This is a genomic window from Sphingobacterium sp. HJSM2_6 (assembly GCF_049316305.1).
Taxonomy (GTDB): Bacteria; Bacteroidota; Bacteroidia; order Sphingobacteriales; family Sphingobacteriaceae; genus Sphingobacterium.
On record NZ_JBMOXB010000005.1, the window covers coordinates 163,484 to 186,909 of the forward strand.

Genomic DNA, 23,426 nt, shown 5'->3' on the forward strand with positions numbered 1-23,426 from the left:
GGCAAAAATATGTTTATTTTTCAAAAATTCTGTATTTTCGCCAAATAGTTTATTTAAATTATTCCTATGTTACATTCGAAGATTGCAGGTATTGGGTACTATGTGCCTAAAAACATATATACAAACAATGATTTAACACGGTTTATGGAGACCAGCGACGAATGGATCCAAGAACGTACCGGCATCAAAGAGCGTAGATATGCAGATCGAATTGGAGAAACTACCACGAGCATGGCCGTAGAAGCATCCAAAATTGCCATACAACGTGCAAACACCAGTGCCGAAGAAATAGATTTTATTGTATTTGCCACCCTATCTCCAGATTATTATTTCCCAGGATGCGGTGTTTTATTACAACGTGAAATGGGAATGAAAGAAATAGGTGCATTGGACGTTAGAAATCAATGTTCTGGTTTCGTCTATGCCCTATCCATAGCCGATCAATTTATTAAAACGGGTATGTATAAAAACATATTAGTCGTGGGTTCCGAGAAACAATCCTATGCGTTAGATTTTTCTACACGCGGTAGATCCGTATCTGTCATATTTGGCGATGGCGCAGGTGCTGTTGTATTACAGCCCACCCAAGAGGAGGGGAAAGGTATTCTCAGTACTCATCTTCATTCAGATGGTTCTGAAGCTGAAAAACTAGCTATGTATTACCCTGGGGCATCTGCGGGTAGCTACCTAGAAAACCAGCCTAAGTGGCCAGACGTAGAATTGGGTCAAATGCTAATGACTGAAGAAATGTTAGCAGATGGTTCGGCATTCCCGTACATGGATGGGCAAGCTGTATTCAAAAAAGCAGTAGTAAAATTCCCTGAAGTTATTGTCGAAGCCATGGCGAAAAACAACCTCAGCCCTGCAGACATGGACCTGCTAGTACCTCATCAAGCTAATTTACGAATATCTCAATATGTACAAAAGACATTAGGTCTTCGAGATGATCAAGTTTTCAATAATATTCAAAAATACGGAAATACCACCGCAGCATCTGTACCCATTGCTTTATGTGAAGCTTGGGAAGAAGGAAAAATAAAAGATGGAGACCTCATCTGTTTAGCTGCATTTGGTGCAGGCTTCACCTGGGGTTCTGCATTAATCAGGTGGTAAAACAGCGTTCAAACCTATAAAAAAAGTCTCCAGTTGAACTGGAGACTTTTTTTATAGCGATTGCTTGAAGTGCTGCATATTTTCAGGTTTATCCGTTTTCGATTCCTTCTTTTTCAAATAACCCGATTGAAATATTTTATCCCAAAAGGGAGAGCTTACACCAAATCCCTTTTCAGGTTCCGCATAATGATGCAACATATGATGATCTTTAATTTTCTTAAACCAACCAGATTTAAAATTTGCATGATGCATTGCATAATGGCATTCATCATAAATTAAATAGCCAACAAGAAAACCAGCAAAAAACCCAGCTAAAGTAAACGTATTAAAAAATAAACTAAATAGGATATATATGATGGATGCCATGGGAATACTAGCCGATAGAGGCATCACTAATCGAAGCCTATCCTTTGGAAAATCATGATGTACGCCATGAAATATAAAATGAATACGTTGACCCCAACTTGAGCTAGGATGGTAATGAAACACAAATCGATGTAATAAATATTCAGCAAGTGTCCAAAATGCTAATCCAAAACCAAAATAAAAGACTACAGTACCTATGGATAAGCCACCTTGAACTATCGCCCTCCAGATAAATAAACATATTACAGGAATCCAAAAAATCAATGGAACTGACCAGTGAACTTTGGTCAAAGATTCTAAAAAATTATTTTTAAACATCCTCGATGATTCTGTAGAATTAGAAATATATAATTTCCTTGCCATAACACTAAAATTTAACAACTAAAATAAAACGGTTAATAAAAAACACTGAAAAAATCCAATATTTCCCTATAGTTAAAACAAAATTAAGAAATGAAATTAATATTGTATAAAAACATTATAAATTTGACAATTCAAGGATAATGTTCAAAAATTAAGTCTATACAATTGAGTTAACACAGCAAATAAGGCAAGGTGCTAAACGAGAAAATAACACTCATTATCAATCACTTGCTATACTAAAACCCTAAAAAGAAAACGATATAACTGAGGAATTCAGAAAAAGAGGGATTCCAACAATTAAAAACCAAGCTATTAAACCTAAGTTATATAACTATAGAATATTAATTATCAATTCAAATTTGCGCGCAAAAAAAAGAGCTGCCATGGGCAGCTCTTCCTTATACGTTTTATCTTTATTTAGCCGTTGGACAACGCAGCAGCACCAGATACAATTTCCGTTAGTTCGGTTGTAATAGCAGCTTGACGCGCTTGATTGTACGACAATTTCAATTGCTTTAATAAGTCACCTGCATTTTCAGTTGCCTTATCCATAGCAGTCATACGAGCTCCATGCTCAGAAGCATTAGAGTCTAATACAGCTTTGAACAATTGAATTTTTATTGCTTTAGGAATTAATTCTTCAATAATTTTCTCCTTAGATGGCTCAATGATATAATCAAGTTCTGCAACATCTTCATTTTTTTCTTCTGGCAAAAGAGGTAGAATTTGCTCAGTAGTCAAAACTTGAACTGCGGCATTACGAAATTGATTATAAACCACCTCAACACGATCAATATTTCCCTCTTTAAATTGTTCCATCACGTATTCGGTAATTTTTGAAACATTTTCAAAATTTAAATCATTGAAAAGCTCATTATGATTACCAATTACTTGGAAGTTACGTTTTGAGAAAAAATCTTGACCTCTTTTACCGATTGCAATCAAACTGACATCTCCACGAGCAAATTGATCAGCATATTTATTCGCTATCAGGTTATTAGTTGCTTTAATGGCATTCGCATTGAAAGCTCCCGCTAAACCTCTGTTCGAAGTCACGACAATGATTAATACCTTGGTAGGAATACGATCTTGAGTAAAAGGAGAATTATTGCCCTCCACTGAAGCAGATACCTGTGCTAAAATTTCTCTCAATTTAGTCGCATATGGACGTAGTTGGACAATAGCATTCGTAGCGCGCTTCAATTTGGCCGCAGAAACCATTTTCATTGCTTTGGTAATCTGTTGCGTAGAGGATACGGAGGTAATCCGATTTCTAACTTCTTTTAAGTTTGCCATATGATTTTTCTAGAACAAAGCTATTAGACAATAAAAATTAATCCTTATTGTCTAATACCTCATATCTAATTAATATTTTGACGCTAATTCCTTAGCAACTTTTTCTAATACATCAGTCAATTCATCGCTAAATTTACCTGCTTTAAGCGCAGCTAATACTTCAGGATGACGTTGCTCCAATTGAGTCAAGTATTCTTCCTCGAATTGTCTTACCTTATCCACAGGAACACTACGTAATAAACCTTTAGTACCTGCGTAAACAATAGCAACTTGTTTCTCTACTGATACTGGAGAATATTGTCCTTGTTTAAGGATTTGAACGTTACGAATACCTTTATCCAATACCGCTTTAGTAGCCGCATCCAAATCCGAACCGAATTTAGCAAATGCTTCCAACTCACGGTATTGTGCTTGATCCAATTTTAGGGTACCTGCTACTTTCTTCATCGACTTAATTTGTGCATTACCACCCACACGAGATACCGAAATACCTACGTTAATTGCTGGACGAATACCTGCATTGAATAAGTTAGATTCTAAGAAGATCTGACCATCAGTAATCGAAATTACGTTGGTAGGAATATAAGCAGAAACGTCACCTGCTTGAGTCTCAATAATAGGAAGTGCTGTTAATGAACCACCACCTTTTACTAAATGTTTAATAGACTCAGGAAGGTCATTCATGTTACGTGCAATCTCATCAGAAGAGTTGATTTTAGCAGCACGCTCTAATAAACGAGAGTGAAGATAAAATACGTCACCTGGATAAGCTTCACGACCTGGAGGACGCTTTAACAATAAAGATACTTCACGGTAAGCTACCGCTTGTTTTGATAAATCATCATAAACAATTAATGCAGGACGACCTGTATCGCGGAAGTATTCTCCGATAGCAGCTCCAGCCATTGGCGCATAGAATTGCATAGGTGCAGGTTCAGCAGCAGAAGCAGATACAATAACTGTATAAGGCATTGCACCTTTTTCTTCCAATACACGAACAATATTCGCTACAGTAGAATTCTTTTGTCCTACCGCAACATAAATACAGAATACTGGTTCACCAGCATCGTAAAATTCTTTTTGATTTAAGATGGTATCAATACATACCGCCGTTTTACCCGTTTGACGGTCACCAATAACCAACTCACGTTGTCCACGACCTACAGGAATCATCGCATCGATTGATTTAATACCTGTTTGCAATGGTTCTGTTACTGGTTGACGATAGATAACACCAGGAGCTTTACGCTCAATAGGCATTTCGTAAGTTTCACCTACAATAGGACCTTTACCATCAATAGGTTGACCTAATGTGTTTACCACACGACCTAACATACCTTCACCTACTTTTATAGATGCAATACGGTTAGTACGTTTGATGGTGTCACCTTCTTTGATTGTGTCTGACGGACCTAAAAGTACAACACCTACGTTGTCTTCTTCTAAGTTTAATACAATACCTTGTAATCCGTTTGCAAACTCAACCAACTCTCCTGATTGAACTTTTGTTAAGCCGTAAATACGTGCAATACCGTCTCCTACTTGAAGTACAGTTCCCACTTCTTCTAATTCGGCCGCTGACTTAAAGCCTGACAATTGCTCTCTAAGAATTGCCGAAACTTCATCTGGTCTTACCTCTATCATTGTTAAATTCGTATAAGGGGTTTTTTATTCTATTTTTATCTATTATCCTATCTTCAGAGTTATACTCCTAAAGTCTGGAAATGTCTTTCTAATTTATTCAATTTTCCTAAGATACTCGCATCTAATTGCTTGTCTCCTACATTGACTACAAATCCACCAATTAAGGAAGGATCGACCTTATTACTAAGTATCACCTCCGCATTAATTTCTTTCGCTATTTGCGCAGTCAAGGCTTGTATATTTTGCTCAGACAATGCCGCTGCAGAAACTACTTCTGCATGAACAATACCTTTCACTTCATTATACTCGCGAACAAATTCTTGTGCCGTTGCATATATCAATTCTGCACGACCTTTTCTCACCATGATAGTAAAAAATGCTAATATCTCTGGTTTTACTTTTTGTTGAAATAAAGCCTCCAAAATCGCCAATTTACGATCCGTTTTTATTATCGGATTGCTCAATACAGCTTGAAGTTCCGTATTCGATTTAATCACTGAAACAACGCCATCGATATCTGCTTTCACATCATCCAAATTGTGGTGTTCCGTAGCCAAATCAATTAATGATTTAGCATATCTTGAAGCTACTTTAAAAATTGACATACGTTCTTTTTTTCTTGTTAACCAATTAGTTTAATTTAACATCTTTCAACAAGTCAGCCACTAATGCTTCTTGTTTGTTTTGGTCTTCAAATTCTTTTGTCAATACTTTGCGAGCAATATCCAAAGACAATGCAGAAACTTGATTTTTAACCTCAGCTAAAGCTTTTAACTTTTGGTCTTCGATTTCACGTTTTGCTTGTTCAATCAATTTACCACCTTCAGTTTGCGCTACTGCTTTCGCTTCAGCAACGATTTTATCTTTCAATTCTTTGGCTTCTTTTAAAATCAAATCGCGTTCTTCACGAGCTTCTTTTAATAACTGCTCATTTTCATTCGTTAAACGAGCCATTTCTAACTTCGCCTTCTCTGCCGATGCCAATGCATCAGAAATACCTTTTTCACGCTCTTCTAAAGCATCTACAATAGGTTTCCAAGCAAACTTGCCTAGAATGAAAATAACAACTAATAAAATAATAGCTTGCCAAAACACTAAGCCTAAGGAAAACTGATTAATTAATGCGTCCATTTATGTCTTTAATAATAGATTACGAATGATTTAATTTAATTTTTTGTCAAAACATAACTTGCAACCAACCGTTGCAAGTTATGTTGAGTTTTTTTAATTCATCTAGAATTATGCACCTAAGATTAAAGCACCGAATGCTAAACCTTCTACTAGTGCACCGATGATGATCATCGCAGTTTGAATTTTTGATGCTGCTTCTGGTTGACGAGCAATCGCTTCCATTGCAGAACCACCAATTTTACCTAAACCAATACCAGCTCCGATAACGATCAAACCTGCTCCTACTAAATTTGGAATCATAAAAATTTATAGTTTAATATTTAACAAAAAATTCTAATTAATGATGCGCATGTTCTTCCACAGCCATACCTATGAATAGGGAGGACAACATCGTGAAAATAAATGCTTGTAAAAAAGCTACCAATAGTTCTAAGAAGAATAATATCAACGTCAACAACATGGAAACTCCGATACTACCACCAACCGTCAGTTGATTTTGAAACAAGTAGACGATGGCGATTAACCCCATTACGACCGAGTGACCAGCAGTAATGTTTGCAAATAAACGAAGCATTAATGAAAAAGGTTTGGTAAACAAACCCAATACTTCGATTGGAGCTAAAATAAATTTAAATGGTACAGGAACACCTGGCATCCAAAAAATATGCTTCCAATAATCCTTATTTGCTTTAAAATTGGTAATTAAGAAGGTAAACACTGCTAAACATAAGGTTACAGAGATATTTCCCGTAACATTAAATCCTAGCGGAGTTAAGCCTAATAAATTTAATAAGAAAATTAAAAAGAAAACCGACAATAAATAGGGCATGAATTCTTTATAACGATGACCTATATTTGGAACAGCCATTTCATCACGTACATAAAGTACTAAAGGCTCTAAAAAACGACCAATTCCTTTTGGAATGGCATTCGCTCCATTTTTATACGTTTTAGCTAAGCTAATGAATCCAATAAATAATAAAACTGTTGCTAAAAGTAATCCAACCACATTTTTTGTGATCGAAAAATCCAAAGGCTTTGCATTGGTCGGATGATGTTCTTCATCATAAGTCAATGTACCTGCTGCATCCGTTTTATAAATTTTCCCATGGTAAAGTTTGTAATAATTACCCTTTTTCTCTACCACTGCTTCGCCGTATTGGAACTCAGCAGAGGAAAATACATGAAATCCATTATCAATTAAAATAACTGGCAAAGGGAATCCATAATGCTTTCCAGCTTTCTTGTCTAAAGCTAATGAAAAGTAATGGTCATCTTGTAAGTGGTGTTGGGTATATTCCTTAATCTCTTTTCTTTGAGAATCAGCTCCCTGTTCGCCTCCTACTTCCCCCGCCAACAATCGTGCTGGAGCAAATAAAACCATTAAAAACGTCAATAATAAAAGTACTTTCCTAGGACTCACCATTTTAACAGATGTTGAATTATAACAAATTTTGCGCAAAATTACAATTTTATTTGGCATTAAATCACTTTTGTTTAAACTTTTTGAAATTTTAATTCCCTTTCGGATTATGCTGCTGATCTATCAGTCTAAAGGCCACATAAATATCATAGAATAGGAATAGAAAAAACACACCTAAAAAGTTTAACTCCAAAAAATTATTCTCTAAAAGGCCTAAACCTTCTTGAATAAAAATATAGGAAGCAATCATTTTCAGTAAGACGCCTCCAAGAAACACAAAACCAAATTGTTTCTCTAGAGAAAACATCGCTCCACCCAACGCAAACAACATTACTAATGAAGTAATGGAATTAAATGCGTAAATCCCAAGCAAACTATATCCTGAGCCAATCCACCAATGATCCTGACCAAATGCAGACAACATTAAATAATGCGCTGAAAACCCTGCCGCCGTCACAATCAATAGGATTATAAAAAACATAATGTATTTATTCATTCTTATTGATATAATTTACTTGTTTTATGAATTGATATATGGAAACAAATACCCCTAACAAAGTCGAGCCTTTCATCGCCCATTCGCCTGTTAACTGATATTTATCATCTAACCAAGTGCCAAGCCAATAGAATGCATAGATGGTTATTCCCATTTGAAAAGGCATGGAAATAAAAACCATCCATTTGTTGGCTTTTACATTTGATTTAGAATCCCTCAAAACTATTTATAAATCAATTATTCGCAAATATAAGGATTAATACGAGGTATTGGCATCCTGCACCTTCCTTAATTCCAAATGTTTTTGCGCAATCCGTATCGCCGGATAGTCTACTCGTGTGCCCATCAGGTTTTTAATCTCCGTAGCGGAGGCTTCTGGATGTTCTAGCAAATGGGTAATTATTTCATTTAACAGCGGTTCCGGAACCAAATCCTTAGCTTCCAGGTCTATTCCAATGAAGGGAATTAAATGCCCATAAATGGTGCCTTCAACCATCGATCGCTTCACGGCAATCTCTGCAATATCTAAACCATCCAAATACATATCTAATGTGACTTGTTTGCTGTCTTTTTCTTTTTCCTCATCACTGGTTTTAACCAGCTCATCTTTAGGCTTATTCCACTTGAGTAACTCCTCACTTAGTGTATCACTTGTCTTTGTGAGCGCTTCCGAAATAGTTAAACTATGCTTTAATTGTTCGAACTTCCGCTTGAAATCTAATAAGATACTTTTCAGCGTTTCGATGTACTTTTTAGTTCTCTTTTTAACTTTCCATACCTCAATATGTTCCTCCAATGGTTTCAAACATTCTTTTTCGAAGTTAGGGATAAACCAATTGACCGCAGCTTTTGAACGCTCACAGATTTTATCATAATCTGTATTTACTTTCACCGAAAGCAATTGATAGAGCTGTGTGATAAATTTATTAGCCACTTGCTCCTGGTTCTTTAACTGTAAAAATATGGCGTTTAGTACCTGTAAAGCCTCCTCTTTCCCTTCAATTTTTTTACCTTCCTGTTCTTTGATCAATGCCTCTAGCTCCTCAGTCATCATAGACCATTTAAAGCTTTGCAATAAGATCTGTCCTAAATATCTTCGTTGGCTTTCTTGCAAAATAGGTGTAAGGTCCCCCATAGCCTCCATTTGCTGCATGAAACTCACCACTTGAAAATCTGTCCTAATCGCATAGCTCGGTATTTTAGACCGCAGGACTAATCCTTTCAATCCTGTAAGCCGTGACAGCGCGACATACACCTGCCCTGCTGCAAACGAAGTCCCTGCATCTATAATCGCTTTATCAAAAGTCAGTCCTTGGCTTTTATGTATGGTAATGGCCCAAGCCAAACGCAGAGGAAATTGAGAAAATGTACCCAAAATTTCTTCTTCGATTTTGTCATCGCCTTTATTATAAGAATACCGGATATTTTCCCAAGTTTCTCTTTTGACAGTCACATCCTCTTCCTCATTTGGAAAAGAGACAATCACCTGATGTTTGTCAATATTAATGTCCTTTACCGTCCCTATCTTTCCATTGAAATAACGCCTATCCTCGCCAACATCATTTTTAATAAACATAACTTGTGCTCCCACCCGTAAACTTAACGTATCATCTGCTGGAAAACTTGAGGCTTGAAAATCATCTTTGATGATGGATTTAATCTGATGCAAAGCACTGGAAAGACTATCTAATTTCTCTTGATTGATTTGCTCAGCAAGCCGATTATGAGAAGTTAATGTAATGTATTGCTCCCCTTCTTCAGGTACGAAATCTGGCTGAAAATGTACATTTAATTCTTCGAGATCCTCTTGGCTTGTATTATTATTTCTGATTTTATTTAAAACTCGGATAAAATTCTCATCCTGTTGTCGGTAAATTTTCTTCAGTTCTATGAGGATAGGAGGTTGTTGCTTGAATACTTTCGCATCGAAAAAAAATGCACTTTGATAATAATCGCGTAAAACCTGCCATTCTCGATCTTGAACTACAGGTGGCAATTGATAAAGATCCCCTATAAACAACAGTTGGACACCACCAAAAGGCCTCATATCACGACGTACACTTTTCAAAATCACATCAATAGCATCCAAGGTATCCGCTCGAACCATAGACACTTCATCAATAACCAACAATTCCAATTCTTGAAGAATCGCTCTTCGGTTCTTCGTTAATTTTATGGTACTGAATAAGCGATGTTTATTGTATATAAATTGATCCTTATCCTCCCATTGCAAGGGGTAATCCTCGATAAAAACACCAAAAGGGAGCCAAAATAAGGCATGCAAAGTAGTACCTCCTGCATTCATTGCTGCTACTCCCGTAGGCGCAGTGATGGCCATCTTTTTATAACTATGATCTCGAATATATTTTAAAAACGTAGTTTTTCCAGTTCCCGCTTTTCCTGTTAGAAAAATAGGTTGTTGCGTTTGGTTTACAAATGCAACGGCTTGCGAAAAAATATCGTTTTGTTGATCTACAGCTAATGACATATCCTTTTTAATATATCTGCAAATATAGGTTTATTTACAGGATTGACTTTTGAGAAAGGTTTGTTTTAATACAAAACTTATATTATCTTCACGTGAGTAAACTTAGTAACCATGACATATATTGATAAAAGCGAGTTATTTCAAGAAATTGAATCCAAATTGATTGAAAATGGCTTTAAAATTGAAAGCACTGACCAGAACAGACCCTGGGGTGGTTTTTTTGTAATAAACGAAGATCAAGCACAAGAATTTGCAAACTCTTATTTTGAAGGCTTAGATGTTCAAGATTTAAAGATATCTGGAAAATTAAGCCCAAAGGTGTTAGTTGTAGGACCTAACAAACGATTATCATGGCAGTATCACCACCGTAGAGCTGAAATATGGCGAGTGATTCGTGGTGAAGTAGGTGTCGTAACGAGTCCTACAGATGAAGAACACGAATTAAAAATCCTTAAAGAGGGGGAAACTATTCGTTTAATTCAAGGAGAAAGACATCGTTTAGTTGGTTTAGGTACCTTCGGTGTGGTCGCAGAAATTTGGCAACATACTGATGCTTCCAATCCTTCTGATGAAAATGATATTGTTCGTGTACAGGACGATTTCGGTAGAGGAATCTAATATCCTTAATACGTATTATAGCGTGGAATTTATAAAGTTCCACGCTTTTTTTATGTTCTTATACGCGCATGGCTATGCTTTGCGGAGCACCCAGTTTAATAAATAAAAAAGCACCTGAGTAGGTGCTTTCTAGAAAAATTAATTTGAATTTATGAAACACTTGTTTGAGTGTACGAACTTATGGCAATTAAAATTTAAGAGCTACTCCAACATTTAATAAGGAAATTCCATAGCCTAATTCTCCAAATGCACCCAGTTTATCGGAGAACCAATACCGAGATCCTACATGAATACCCCATAAAAACCCACCTGCAGAAGAAGAAAAAGGTGCTGATCCGGATCCTTCCCATTTTACCGACGCAATATTATATCCTAAGGATAATCCTGCATAAGGATCCAGCTTCTCCCCTTTCACTGCAAAATGATAAGAGCCCTTCGCTGTCGCAAGAATATAATTATATCGCCAACCAATGCCTGACCCATAGGATTCCTTCTCGGTCGCAAATGCGGCGTATGCTCCAACCCCTATACGATCTGAAATTGCTTTCTCATAACCTAATCCAATAGGCAAACCAATACCTCCACCTAATCCAATTCCTAAGTGTAAGGTTTGCTGCCCCTTTAGGAATGATTGTGCTTTCAACCCTTCAACTAAAGTAAAGGAGACAAAGAGCATGAGCACTAAAAGTTTTATTCTTTTCATTATTTCTGTTTTTTGTTATTGCCAAAGGTAGAGTGCCCCAAACAACAAAATTTACGTAGTAATACCAATTGCTTCCTTTAGGTACTTGCCCGATTTTCAAGGCCTTAAGTAAATCTACTTACTTGCACAGACTCGTACTCTTGCGGTTCTTTCGTCAACTGATAATAGAGATTTTTGTACCATGAAAAAAATAGCTGTTCTTGCAGTTCTCCTTCAAATTTCCTGTAGCAGGAACGAAATAGAACCTCGTCATGCATTTCTCGTTGGAGAAGCCACCGATCGCTCAGGAAATAAATTATCAGGAGTTCAAATTATTATAGACAATAGCCTCCTATTTAACCAGCATTTAAGCACAATCACGAATGAAGAGGGGCAATATTCATTGGAAATTCCAGTAGGCTCTTGGTACGCCTTTGCAAAATTCAGCAAGCACTATCATGGACAAGCGTATCAGCTCTATTTGCATCCTGAAAACACCGCAGGCTTTGGTCGCGAAGGTGGTAAACGCAATTTTACTTGGATGCTTACCGGCCAACGCCCAGCCCCACTTACAGGAAATTATGGCGGCCTGATAACCTTTGATCATTCAGTAGGAACATATATTGATGAATCAAAAATTGAAGTGTCTTTAACCCCAATTACCCCTTTAATCGATGGATCTATGGGCAAAAAAATAACTTGCAACTTACTTGAAGAAGCAGTTTTACACGACATTCCATTAGGTCGATACCGTTTACAGCTAAGCTATGAAGGTAAACCTTTAAGCCTACGAAAATGGAATACCCAAGACCCTTATCAACAGGAAATCAGCTTTGACTTTGACCCTTTAGTTCCTGGTCAATGTACCAATTGTTTCAAAATAGAATATCATAATTAGTCCTTTACTCTGCCTTTAATTTACAACTCTATAATCAATCTCTTCTAATCATTACATTAGGTTTTTCCACGTCGTTAGAAGTTGTCCTCCCTGGACAGCTTCTTCTTTTTATGCGGAAGCTCGTAAAAGACACCTTTAATAGAGGGAATGCGTTAATGACTGCAATAGCTAATTGAAGTTTCCTGAAATTGATACTAACCAGCAAAAGTCTCCATGAACAAATTTTTGTTTAATGCGTTCACTTATAACTGTAACTAGTGAATAGCCATAAACGACTATCCATGACCGACACAAAAAATAAAAAACCTAGCTAACCACAAGGGTTAACTAGGCTCATTATTCACATGGTTATTAAACTAATTATTTGTAGGTCAATGTCGTTCGACTTTCAATTTCACTCTCTTGATTTATTTCCTCAATAAGAGTTGGATAAGAAAGCTCATTATATTGATTATTATACTTCAATTTGATCGCTGCAAGATCAGGAATAGCTAAAGTAGATTCCACCACATCGTTTTCACTAAAAAAATCAAACATTAAATCTGGTAATAAGACATATTTTTGACGAGAAGCAAAAAAGGCTGATTTACGACTTCCAAATATCGAAGTCATGGTTATTGATCCGTCCGTGTTCAGCCCTTCTATTTTGACCAAATTATTCCCTTGATAAGTTAAATTAAAATCAATGATTTCATCATTTTGCTGTTCATACCTTATTCTACTGACTCTTCCTTGATTCATTTGGTAAGTAATTTGAGTAAGCTCTTCTTCTTCAGGCTCCTCTTTGGGATGACTTATCAGGGTCGCTTTCTTCGGCTCTCCATTTTGATCATATTCCACATTCAGGGTATGCATTACGCCATCTGATTCTGTTTTTAAGGTCAATAAACGACCATTTGTAGCATATTGAAATGCTGCAGACACCGCATCCTCCTCAGACACATAACTGATTAATCGATTTTCGCTATTATAGTTAAATACATATTCGATTTCATTTCCATCCTCGACCTTCACTATTTTTTGAACATATTTCAAACGTTCTGAATTGGGTCCAACTTGATTATCTTTCTGACAAGCAATAATGCAACATGCACAAGCGATTAATAGTATGATTTGTCTCATTTATAAATTATTTTAGATGATGAAACAAATCTACTTTACGAAATCAATTCCTTCATATACCGTACTACGGAGTTAAAGGATTACGTGATTCTACTTACCAGCAACTGATTCCTGCAGATCAACAAATCATGGGTTTGATCGACGACATATATTTCCTTCCAATATTCATTTCCAACTTATTTTTTAAAATAATCTTGCTGCGGCCATCTTCTTTAAATAATTCTTGAACATGATCCATATTTACCAGAATCGAACGATGGATTTGAAGAAATTTTGATGGACTGAGTTTGCTTTTTAACTTGCCCAGGCCCATACTACTTAAAAAAACCTCATTATTTATGGTATGAATCCACGTATAGTCCCGATCAGATCGCAAATGAGAGATATGATCTACCTCAATCTTAACTAATTTACGCCCTTTCCCTACTAATAAGCTCTTTAAATGCGCCGCATCTTGGATAATATCATCTGAAAGATGAGTCCAAGAACTACACAATTTATTCAAAACTTGTGCTAAACGTTCTGGTAAAATAGGTCTTAACAAAAAATCAAATAGGCCATAATCAAAAGCTTTGACAGCATGACCACCACAATTAGCGATTAAAATCACCGGAGATTGAAAATCTACTAGGTCTAAAAATTCAAAAGCCGACATCCCAGGAATTTCCACATCCAAAAACAAAACATCCGGTTCCCGCATTTTTAAGTACCTCATCCCTTCCAAAGCATGCTTACTTTCCAAAACATTTGCGGAAACCCCAACATCCTTTAAACTGTTCATTAATTGTTCCCTTAAAGAGTCTTGCTGACTAATAATCAAGATGGATAGTTTTTTCATAATTCAATAGATCGAATACTAATCAAAGTTAATGCATCCAACCTCAGCAAAAACTGACAATTGTCAGATAATGAGATCTAAACAAAATTTATTAATTTTAAACCTCAAACCAAAACAGTAACCATTTCCTATGAAAAGTCAACTCGATCTTTTATGTCGTTTTATTCAACCTTTCGGAATTTTATTCACGCCAAAAGAAGTAGAAATCATTAAAAGTCACAGTAAGATTATCCATGTTCCTGCCCATACCATACTGATGGAACAAGGTAAAACCGTAAAAAAATTGTATTTTCTTTTTGATGGCATTGTGCGCTTATTTCGGGAAGAAAATCACGTTGATTACACCTTAGGAATGACCTCTTTACCTTTTTTTCTTTCTACTCCTATTCATATATTAAACAATCAAATTTCCACCTGTTCATTGGAAAGTTTGACCGAGGTGGAATTAATGGAATGGAATAAAGCGGATGTGTTGGAATTAAAAAAACAAATTCCCAACATGTATGATTTAGAATTAATCATCATGGATTTATTATTACGTTGGTTACAAGACAATCAAATTAATGCCATTTGCATGAATGCCGAAGAACAATATATACACCTCATGAAAACACAACCCCGAATCATACAGCAGATCCCTCAAAAATATATAGCATCCTTATTAGGCATACATCAAGACAGCCTTAGCAGAATTCGTAAAAACATTGCCCTAAAGAATTAAATCAAGCCTCGTAAATAAGCCTCCTTCACCAATCCAGCAGTAGTTTTAATGTTTAATTTCTGATTCAAACTATGCCTGTGGGATTCAATGGTCCGCACGCTTAAAAATAATTTATCCGCTATTTCCAGATTGGAAAGTTCATTGGCAATATGGGTAAGAATCTCCAATTCACGCTTAGTTAATTTCGCATTAATTACCGCATTCCTTCCTTGAATAGCTTGTTTTAATATAATGTCTTTGATTTCTTGATCGATAAACTGACCTCCATCCTTCACCGTTTGTATAGCATCGATAAGCCCTTGTTGTTGGGTACCTTTCAACACATATCCTTTGGCTCCACTCCGAAACATTTTTCGCACATATACGGGTTCATCATGATTGGATAAAGCGATGACCTGGACATCTGGAAAATCTTGGCGAAGTTCTTCGCTAATGGATATTCCACTGATATCAGGCAATTCAATATCTAGTAGCAAGATCTCTGGAAAATTCCCTGCGTTCAATTCCTTTTTCAACTCTTTCCCGGAGCCTACAGTAAAAACGATTTGAATCGGAAAGCCCATTAACATCTGCAAAATCCCGTGAATGATCAATGGATGATCATCCACTATCCCTATTTTTATCATCATTTTTTTTAACTATGGTTTGCTGTTTATAAATGCATCAATTAGAATTGACTGACTTCGTTCAATCGCAATATTCCGAAATAAGGTTTTATGAAAACCGCTCTTTCTGATCGATCAACCGTGAATTTTTTAGACAGGTCAACTTCAATATTTAAACTTGTTCCCTCCCGTTCATTGGACATTATTTCTAAAGTCCCTCCTAAAGATTCCACCCGAGAACGTAGATTTTTTAATCCTAAACCTGTGCTAGGCAAATCGTCTGACCTAAATCCCTTTCCATCATCCTCAATACTTATACTCAATTGGTCCTGGTGCAAAATGATTTGTACAAATCCTTCATTGGCCGAAGCATGCTTGACTAAATTGCTCACTGCTTCTTGGATAATTCGATAAATATGAAGTTGCATATCCTTCGACAAAGCGTCTAAATTTCCCTGTATATTACAATTAACGGTTTGATCTTCTCGACTCATCCGACTACAATAGGATCGAACGGCATAAGGTAGCCCTTCTTTCAGCATCATTTCTGGTGCTAGATTATGAGAGATCCCACGAATTTCTTGAATAGCTGCATCCATTAATTGAATAATTTCCACCATACCCGAGGGAGAAATACATCGCTTTGCATAGTCTTGGATTTGTAATTTTGTAGCAACTAATAAACTCGCTACGCCATCATGAAGTTCTTTTGCCGTTCGAGATCGCTCTTTTTCTACTGCAACTAATTGTGCTTGTAGTAATTGTCGTTCTTGCCGTTCAAGCCTTGTTTTTTTTCGTAAATCACGCCTCATATTATGCATGATTAGCAACAAGCCTATAAATACCAATAGGGAAAAGCTGACACCAACCCACAGATTCTTCCGATCCAATTCCAGTTGTTGTTCCATAATTTTGAGATCACGCTGGCTCAAATCTTCCTTATTCTGGGCTAAGTTATACTGCATCTCGAGCTCTTCGACCATACGTTGATTTTCTTGATTACGAATAGAATCTCGTAATAAATCGTACTTTTTACGAAGACTTAGTGCCGAGGGGTAAAGGCCTAAGGCTTCTTTTATTTTGGTACCCGCATGATAAAATTCCATTAAATCGGGCAGACCTAATTCGTTAATTGATTTCGTATTCGCCAATTCGAAATAGCTATTGGCTTTGGCATAATCTTTTAATTCTAAATAAACAGTCGAAAATCCGATTAAGGTAAAAGCCATGGATACGGATGGATTCGTTTTTAATATTGCATATGCTTTCGTATAATACGATAAGGCGGTTTTAAATTTCTTTTGCCTTCTATACAACTCCGCTAAATTATTATAGGCTTGTATCTGCATGCTAGCATGCGCATATTGCTTCCCAATCATTAACAGTAAATTTCCATGAACTTCTGCCTCTTTTGTTCGTCCTAAAAGCATTTCAGAAACCATCATATTGACAAGGCTACTACCCATTCCCAAACTGTCTTTCAATTCCGCAGCGATATCATGAGATTTCTTCGCATAATACCAACCTTTCTCCAGGTCTTTTAAGTCTAACAAGAAGGCACTTAAATTATTTAAGTATTTCCGTCGGTTCTGCAAATCTTTTCGGATAGGCTGCGGAATTTCACTGGATAATTCTAAAGCCTTTAATAAGGTCTTAATGGCCTCTTGCAGATTCCCTTGAATATGCTGTTGCAATGCAATATTGTTTAATGAAGCTGCTGCTTTGGAGCGATCTGAAAACTGAAGACTCCAATCGACTGCTCTTTTTGTTTGTTCCGTAGCCTCTAAGAATCTGGATTGCTGAAAAAGAAATTGGCTATATTGATTCGCTATAAAAACTGCTATGGAAGGATCTTGAACCGCAGTTGCTAATTGCTCTGTATCTTGAAAATACCGTTCAGCTTCCTGAAAGTTATTGTTATTCCACATCAACGCTGCTGAATCCAATTTACGATAAATGTCGCTTGGAATTGACCCTAAGTTTTTCGCAAAATTTGATTCTAATACTAACAATTGAAGGAGCAACACAAGCATGAAAACTCGAACCTTATCCAAGATTATTTGAGAAATCTTACCTCTATCTAGACCTAGCTGTAGCGTAATCAAACCACTAACATTCATGATTTTGTATATATGACAAGGCGATTAATAAATCCATTATAATTTTCTCTTCAGTTTGAGCGTAATTACATGCTCCGATTTTGAACTTTTATGATGGGCTGTAAACGTTAATTGATTGCTGGTTTTCTGAATTAATTTCGCTTCCATCAACTTTCTAGAATGATCTTTTTTAATCGTTAAGATCTGCTTCTGTGGATTAAATTTCCATGTTCCTGTTTCTGTAATCCCTTCTTCTTCTTCATCGCATCGTATATTTCCCCAATCGGTTAAAATAACTCCATCTGCTCGGAAAAGATCGGCATCATCTCGATCACAAGGTTCTTGTAATATTAACACATCCGTATCGGGCTTTCCATCCATATCCAAGTCTAAAGCAGGATGTATAGTTGAAGACTCGACAATCCAATAGTTATTGCCAAATAGGGGATTGCTCATTTCCGCATCAGCAGGTTTGCTAAGTTTGGCTGCTATTAGCAATTGCGAAAATCCTAGGCTAATGAATAATTGCACAATGTTCATATTTTTTAAGTGTTTTATGGTGAGTTACTTAACATTAAATAATTCCAAATACATCTTGTATTATCGTATTGTTATTCCTCTAAAGCTGAGTTCAACGTCTTTTTGAGCTGTAAATCCGCAGGCTTGCTCCGTATAGTATACAGGCCCCTTGAAACTGCCCTCCCCCTGTTGACCATCAAATTTGATCTGCGATTGACCCGCATATAAGGGTTCAAAATTTGAACAGCGGGTATACCCATTAATCATTGAATATGGTAGGCCAGGTCCAGTTTTGGGTTGCATCCAAATAAATATAGATTCTCCAGCCTCATAGCCTCCATCATAAGATCCTGCTTGCGTACCATGATAAACCAAGGAGACATTTTCTCCTTTTGGATTGCCTGCCCGTATTGTGATTTTTCCTTGCATGATGATAATATGGTGGGGAGGATCAAAATGGATCATTTGGTTACCTACATTTAATCGTACATAGGTATCTGGAATTAACCATAATTGCACATAAAGGAAAAGCTTGCCAATTTTCCGTTTTTTAGAAGGCACTTTCGGGTCACTGATTTCCGAGGAAAGACTCTCCACTTCAACCTGTATATTTACTTCAGTTGGCTTATTGATCACTGCTGGGGCTTGATAGATCGCATCCCCCATCAGCATGGCCGAATTCACTTTTGGAATTAATTCTCCTGGCCCTTTGACGATTTTCCATTGGCTAATCTTTACATCCTTAGTCCACAGCCCAATTTCATCATAACTACCTAAAGGTAGATCGCTTACACCATCGCTCGGTACGAGCGCTGCCAAGACTTGTTCTTGCAGACTAAGTCGAATCTGCTCTCCTTTTTCCACATTTGTTTTCTCCACAAATAAGGTGTATCGATCAAGTAGCACCCAATCACTAAAATGTTTGGTCTGAATCTGCAATTTATCACCAACAATACTGGTAGGCACTGCATTCCAAATTTGATTTTTATCTTGGTATGCAATCATTTTTCCAGATATAGAAAAACGCTGTGTTTCAGGAATATCAAACTGCACGAGCACAGGTTTTTCAAAATCTATGTTTTCTGGTAGAATACGAACAGCTTGATTACCCGATTTTGGATTTAAGGTATTTTCAATTGGCTGCAAACTAAAGTTTGTCGTTTGCTTGATTGCGCCTTCTGGAACTTGGACCTCTACCCCAGCATGACTAATAACACCTCCAGCTACGGTGATAGCCTTAGACACAGGTTGTGCAATACTGTTTCCAATGGGTTTTTTATCTGCATGTCCTATTATTAAATCCGGATTATTAGGGCTTGGTGTATCTGATGATTCACCCTTACAACGAACTAAAAGGATAGCGATTAGCAAATAGATCAAATAAAAGTTACGTGATTTCATAATTATTTTAGGTTGAAATTCGGATTCTCCAATTAAACTTTCAGCCTAAACTCCACCAAATGCTTTATTTTTCGACAAACAGTATAATTCAGCTGACCAATAACCTAGATGGTAAATCTTGATGCAGTACATTCAGCCCCTTATTCTACTTCCGTAGAAACACCTAATTCCTAGTTTAAGGCTTATTACGCTAATTTAAAAACCTGATATACCATATTTTTGAATCTAATACTTGTTAAAAATTGCAGCTCACTAAACTTTCACACGCAATGAGTAATAACCAGATGTATCCCTTATTCATGTTTTTAAAAGAAGGTTTGCAACATAAAAAGATTATCCTTTTAGAAATTCAATTTATCCGGGCGGCACGAGATTATACCATCATATATACACAGCAAGGAGAACATTTGAGTGCCTTAGGAATCACTGAATTAGAAAATATACTTGACCCCACAAAATTCGTTCGGATACATCGGTCCTTTATTGTGAATATGATTCACGTCCAAACCTTAAAAAGAATGAATGGGAAAATTTATTTAAACCTATTGAATGGAAACCCTATACCTGTGGGAAAAACCTATGTAGAAATCATTAAAAAATTAATCGCTTGAATTTTTGTTCAAGTATTGAAAAGATGAAAATTTTCAAATTCAACTTCTTTATTACACGCATCATCATCCTTAGTGTAATAATTTCCTGTACTAAAAAGCAGGAAAGGGTTCAAAACCCAGCAGAGCGCAAAGAAACTTTTTCTTTTATGCGCGAAGGAAATGCATGGAAATATCAATTTCGAATAGCTAATCGTGTGTACGTAGGAACCTACCGAATCATGGAACGTAAAAATAATCATTACAAAATCGAACAAAATTTTGACCCAATATTCCAATTCCCAGCAATAACATCCCATTGGTATGCTGATCAGCATTCCTTTTCCATGAACAGCCTAGGCCCAGGCTACCATACACATTATGACCTTATTCAAATCGACAAACAGCCAGGAGAATACTGGGAATATCGATTGCCAGGGCCTGAAATTAAGGAAGGTGAATTTCTCAGTGGCGTGTTGAGTTATATCCTGTTAGAAAAAAACAGTAGCATCCATTTAGGCAAAAACGTCTATCATGATGTCATAAAAATCAGGCAGTCCGCATCTTCTCATCTTCGATTTTACTTAGATTATTACATCAGTATGCGGTATGGACTGGTAAAAGTAGAAGGAAATGGATTCGAGTGGGTAGCTAATAAACTCTTTTATAGCCCAATCACGATCCAACTCGTAGATCGTAATTTTTAGAAGTTCCTGTTTTCTTATTTATTCTATATCAATTTCAAAACATGGCCTCAAGCAGATCTTAGGTTCCATTTAAAAGCGTTTATGCTTTGGATCTGCTATGGAACTTTATCGGAAAATTCCGTAAAATATCCAATGAATTTCCGAGTGAGTTCCGAAGGAGATCCGTAGGAGAAGTGTATTTATAGTCTAAAAAATGGTTTATTACCGAGCAAATTATGGGGGTAAATTAGGCGAGAATCTTGAACTGTTTTTTTGCCGCTGTATTCGGAAATACCAAGCGAAGGAACAGAGTTATTTGGTCGCGAAGGGATTAAAATCTTGCCATCGTTTAGTATAAATAATTGAATTCCACGATATGTGCAAAAGTGTTGTGTAAAAATCGATTTTCTTTTTTATATTTTTGCGAAGGTTCAACGAAAGCAAAGAAAATATGACAGCATATAATGAAGATAGTATCCGATCCCTCGACTGGAAGGAACATATCCGCCTAAGGCCAGGTATGTACATTGGAAAGTTGGGCGATGGATCTGCTTATGATGATGGAATATACGTCCTTTTGAAAGAGGTTGTGGATAATTCCATTGATGAATTTGTGATGGGGGCTGGAAAAATCGTTGATATTACTGTAAATGAAAATCGCGTTACCGTTCGTGACTATGGGCGGGGCATTCCGATCGGATCCGTAGTCGATGTTGTTTCTAAAATTAATACCGGTGGAAAGTACGACAGTAAAGCCTTTCAAAAATCGGTAGGATTAAATGGAGTGGGTACCAAAGCGGTAAATGCATTATCCAATCAATTTACAGTACAATCCTATCGTCAAAATATTACCCGTATTGCGCAATTCAGCAAAGGCGAGTTAGTATCCGACGAACAAAAAGAGACCACCCAACGCAATGGTACTTCCGTAACTTTTTATCCGGACGATAGTATTTTTCGGAACTATAAGTATCGCAGTGAATTTGTAGAAAACATGATTTGGAATTATGTTTTTCTAAATTCAGGTTTGACGATCAATTTTAATGGACAAAAATTCATTTCCGAAAATGGGTTGAAGGATTTATTGGAGCGGAATGTGGATACAGAAAGCATGCGCTATCCAATCATCCATTTACGTGGAGAGGATATTGAAATTGCGATGACCCATGGCCAACAATATGGGGAAGAATATTACTCCTTTGTCAATGGCCAACATACGACCCAGGGTGGAACTCATCAGGCCGCATTCCGGGAAGCATTGGTAAAAACCATTCGGGAATTCTACAAAAAAGAATTTGATGCTGCTGATGTTCGTGCATCGATCATTGGAGCAATTGCCATCAAAGTTCAAGAACCGGTCTTTGAATCGCAAACGAAAACAAAATTAGGCTCTCAATCCATAGGACCAGATGGTCCAACGGTGCGGACCTTTATCAATGATTTTCTCAAAAAGGCTTTAGATGATTATTTGCACAAAAATCCTGCAACAGCAGAAGCTTTACAAAAACGAATCCTTCAATCGGAACGGGAACGTAAGGATATCGCTGGAATTAAAAAGTTAGCGAATGAACGTGCCAAAAAAGCATCCTTACATAATCGAAAATTAAGGGATTGTAAGATTCACTTTACAGATAAGCATGAGCGATATTTGGAGACGACCCTATTTATTACCGAGGGAGATTCTGCCAGTGGCTCCATCACTAAATCCAGGGATGTACAAACCCAAGGAGTATTCAGTTTAAAAGGTAAACCGTTGAATTGTTATGGCCTAACTAAAAAGATTGTCTATGAAAACGAGGAATTCAATCTACTGCAACATGCCTTAAATATTGAAGATGGGATTGAAGGCTTGCGATACAATAACATTGTGATCGCTACCGATGCCGATGTGGATGGTATGCACATTCGATTACTGATGATGACCTTCTTCTTACAGTTTTTCCCTGATCTGGTGAAGGCTGGTCATGTCTCCATTTTGCAAACCCCATTATTCCGTGTGCGCAATAAAAAGGAAACTATCTATTGCTATTCGGATGAAGAACGTCAGCAGGCCATTCTAAAATTGGGGAATAAACCAGAAATAACCCGATTTAAAGGCTTGGGTGAAATTTCACCTTCCGAGTTTGGCTTATTCATCGGTGAAAATATTCGCTTAGAACCGGTTATTTTATCCAAAGACAATAAATTACCTCAGTTACTCGAGTATTATATGGGGAAAAATACCCCCGATAGACAATATCATATTGTTAATAATCTACGTGTCGAATTAGATACAGAAGATCAATTGACTAAAGAAGCTGTATAAAAAAATAATGGGAATATGGTTTAGT

General features: G+C 36.7%; 24 protein-coding genes. 7 read left to right on the top strand and 17 right to left on the bottom strand.

From position 1 onward, the window contains the following. The first annotated feature begins 66 nt into the window (after positions 1-66). Complete coding sequence (locus ACFRAE_RS06570; protein WP_422796332.1) at positions 67-1,113, top strand: 3-oxoacyl-ACP synthase III family protein; 1,047 nt, start codon at positions 67-69, stop codon at positions 1,111-1,113. 51 nt (positions 1,114-1,164) lie between these two features. On the opposite strand, the gene ACFRAE_RS06575 is transcribed toward ACFRAE_RS06570, so the two are convergent. From ACFRAE_RS06575 to ACFRAE_RS06620, 10 genes are all read right to left on the bottom strand, one after another. Beyond that, the gene (locus tag ACFRAE_RS06575; RefSeq protein ID WP_422796333.1) at positions 1,165-1,842 is read right to left on the bottom strand and encodes a sterol desaturase family protein; all 678 of its coding nucleotides are present in this window, start codon (positions 1,840-1,842) and stop codon (positions 1,165-1,167) included. 417 nt (positions 1,843-2,259) lie between these two features. Beyond that, complete coding sequence (gene atpG, locus ACFRAE_RS06580; protein WP_422796334.1) at positions 2,260-3,138, bottom strand: ATP synthase F1 subunit gamma; 879 nt, start codon at positions 3,136-3,138, stop codon at positions 2,260-2,262. A gap of 69 nt (positions 3,139-3,207) precedes the next feature. Next, positions 3,208-4,782 carry a F0F1 ATP synthase subunit alpha gene (gene atpA / locus ACFRAE_RS06585; RefSeq protein WP_422796335.1) on the bottom strand — a complete coding sequence of 525 codons (1,575 nt, stop codon included), beginning with the start codon at positions 4,780-4,782 and terminating at the stop codon, positions 3,208-3,210. Positions 4,783-4,841: 59 nt separating this feature from the next. After that, positions 4,842-5,387: an ATP synthase F1 subunit delta gene (gene atpH, locus ACFRAE_RS06590; RefSeq protein ID WP_422796336.1), complete on the bottom strand. Its 546-nt coding sequence runs from the start codon at positions 5,385-5,387 to the stop codon at positions 4,842-4,844. A 25-nt stretch (positions 5,388-5,412) separates the two neighbouring features. Beyond that, complete coding sequence (locus ACFRAE_RS06595; RefSeq protein ID WP_422796337.1) at positions 5,413-5,913, bottom strand: F0F1 ATP synthase subunit B; 501 nt, start codon at positions 5,911-5,913, stop codon at positions 5,413-5,415. Between the two features lie 108 nt (positions 5,914-6,021). Then, complete coding sequence (atpE, locus tag ACFRAE_RS06600; protein WP_156306020.1) at positions 6,022-6,213, bottom strand: ATP synthase F0 subunit C; 192 nt, start codon at positions 6,211-6,213, stop codon at positions 6,022-6,024. A 37-nt stretch (positions 6,214-6,250) separates the two neighbouring features. Next, positions 6,251-7,375, bottom strand: a complete 1,125-nt coding sequence (gene atpB, locus ACFRAE_RS06605) for a F0F1 ATP synthase subunit A (protein WP_422796338.1) — start codon at positions 7,373-7,375, stop codon at positions 6,251-6,253. A gap of 52 nt (positions 7,376-7,427) precedes the next feature. Further along, complete coding sequence (locus ACFRAE_RS06610; protein WP_422796339.1) at positions 7,428-7,832, bottom strand: hypothetical protein; 405 nt, start codon at positions 7,830-7,832, stop codon at positions 7,428-7,430. After that, positions 7,825-8,052, bottom strand: coding sequence for an AtpZ/AtpI family protein (locus ACFRAE_RS06615; protein ID WP_422796340.1), 228 nt, complete (start codon positions 8,050-8,052; stop codon positions 7,825-7,827). Before ACFRAE_RS06615 ends, ACFRAE_RS06610 begins: the two co-directional genes overlap by 8 nt. 36 nt (positions 8,053-8,088) lie before the next feature. After that, positions 8,089-10,320 carry a helix-turn-helix domain-containing protein gene (locus ACFRAE_RS06620; protein WP_422796341.1) on the bottom strand — a complete coding sequence of 744 codons (2,232 nt, stop codon included), beginning with the start codon at positions 10,318-10,320 and terminating at the stop codon, positions 8,089-8,091. Between the two features lie 111 nt (positions 10,321-10,431). Between ACFRAE_RS06620 and ACFRAE_RS06625 the strand changes: the two genes are divergently transcribed. Continuing rightward, positions 10,432-10,938, top strand: a complete 507-nt coding sequence (locus ACFRAE_RS06625; protein WP_422796342.1) for a phosphoheptose isomerase — start codon at positions 10,432-10,434, stop codon at positions 10,936-10,938. 187 nt (positions 10,939-11,125) lie between these two features. On the opposite strand, the gene ACFRAE_RS06630 is transcribed toward ACFRAE_RS06625, so the two are convergent. Continuing rightward, the gene (locus ACFRAE_RS06630; RefSeq protein WP_422796343.1) at positions 11,126-11,641 is read right to left on the bottom strand and encodes a hypothetical protein; all 516 of its coding nucleotides are present in this window, start codon (positions 11,639-11,641) and stop codon (positions 11,126-11,128) included. Between the two features lie 181 nt (positions 11,642-11,822). Between ACFRAE_RS06630 and ACFRAE_RS06635 the strand changes: the two genes are divergently transcribed. After that, positions 11,823-12,518 (top strand): carboxypeptidase regulatory-like domain-containing protein, encoded by a 696-nt coding sequence (locus ACFRAE_RS06635; protein ID WP_422796344.1) that lies wholly within the window; start codon positions 11,823-11,825, stop codon positions 12,516-12,518. Positions 12,519-12,878: 360 nt separating this feature from the next. Here the strand turns inward: ACFRAE_RS06635 and ACFRAE_RS06640 are convergent, their stop codons facing one another. After that, the gene (locus ACFRAE_RS06640) at positions 12,879-13,640 is read right to left on the bottom strand and encodes a hypothetical protein (protein ID WP_422796345.1); all 762 of its coding nucleotides are present in this window, start codon (positions 13,638-13,640) and stop codon (positions 12,879-12,881) included. 118 nt (positions 13,641-13,758) lie between these two features. Then, positions 13,759-14,478, bottom strand: coding sequence for a LytR/AlgR family response regulator transcription factor (locus ACFRAE_RS06645; RefSeq protein ID WP_422796346.1), 720 nt, complete (start codon positions 14,476-14,478; stop codon positions 13,759-13,761). A 130-nt stretch (positions 14,479-14,608) separates the two neighbouring features. Here ACFRAE_RS06645 and ACFRAE_RS06650 point away from each other — a divergent pair, with 130 nt between their 5' ends. Beyond that, the gene (locus ACFRAE_RS06650; protein WP_422796347.1) at positions 14,609-15,199 is read left to right on the top strand and encodes a Crp/Fnr family transcriptional regulator; all 591 of its coding nucleotides are present in this window, start codon (positions 14,609-14,611) and stop codon (positions 15,197-15,199) included. Here ACFRAE_RS06650 and ACFRAE_RS06655 read toward each other — a convergent pair. From ACFRAE_RS06655 to ACFRAE_RS06670, 4 genes are read right to left on the bottom strand one after another with little or no spacing between them, the layout of a single operon-like run. After that, a complete protein-coding gene (locus ACFRAE_RS06655; protein WP_422796348.1) occupies positions 15,196-15,828 on the bottom strand; it encodes a response regulator in 633 nt (210 codons plus the stop codon). The genes ACFRAE_RS06650 and ACFRAE_RS06655 overlap by 4 nt on opposite strands. A gap of 38 nt (positions 15,829-15,866) precedes the next feature. Continuing rightward, positions 15,867-17,924 carry a tetratricopeptide repeat-containing sensor histidine kinase gene (locus tag ACFRAE_RS06660; protein WP_422796349.1) on the bottom strand — a complete coding sequence of 686 codons (2,058 nt, stop codon included), beginning with the start codon at positions 17,922-17,924 and terminating at the stop codon, positions 15,867-15,869. Positions 17,925-17,960: 36 nt separating this feature from the next. After that, positions 17,961-18,443 (bottom strand): hypothetical protein, encoded by a 483-nt coding sequence (locus ACFRAE_RS06665; RefSeq protein ID WP_422796350.1) that lies wholly within the window; start codon positions 18,441-18,443, stop codon positions 17,961-17,963. Between the two features lie 60 nt (positions 18,444-18,503). Continuing rightward, positions 18,504-19,823 (bottom strand): hypothetical protein, encoded by a 1,320-nt coding sequence (locus ACFRAE_RS06670; protein ID WP_422796351.1) that lies wholly within the window; start codon positions 19,821-19,823, stop codon positions 18,504-18,506. A gap of 269 nt (positions 19,824-20,092) precedes the next feature. Here ACFRAE_RS06670 and ACFRAE_RS06675 point away from each other — a divergent pair, with 269 nt between their 5' ends. The 3 genes from ACFRAE_RS06675 to ACFRAE_RS06685 all read left to right on the top strand — a co-directional run bounded on the left by ACFRAE_RS06675 (position 20,093) and on the right by ACFRAE_RS06685 (position 23,401). Next, a complete protein-coding gene (locus ACFRAE_RS06675) occupies positions 20,093-20,434 on the top strand; it encodes a LytR/AlgR family response regulator transcription factor (RefSeq protein ID WP_422796352.1) in 342 nt (113 codons plus the stop codon). 23 nt (positions 20,435-20,457) lie between these two features. Further along, positions 20,458-21,117, top strand: coding sequence for a hypothetical protein (locus ACFRAE_RS06680; RefSeq protein WP_422796353.1), 660 nt, complete (start codon positions 20,458-20,460; stop codon positions 21,115-21,117). Between the two features lie 430 nt (positions 21,118-21,547). Next, a complete protein-coding gene (locus tag ACFRAE_RS06685; protein ID WP_422796354.1) occupies positions 21,548-23,401 on the top strand; it encodes a DNA topoisomerase IV subunit B in 1,854 nt (617 codons plus the stop codon). Positions 23,402-23,426: the final 25 nt, after the last annotated feature.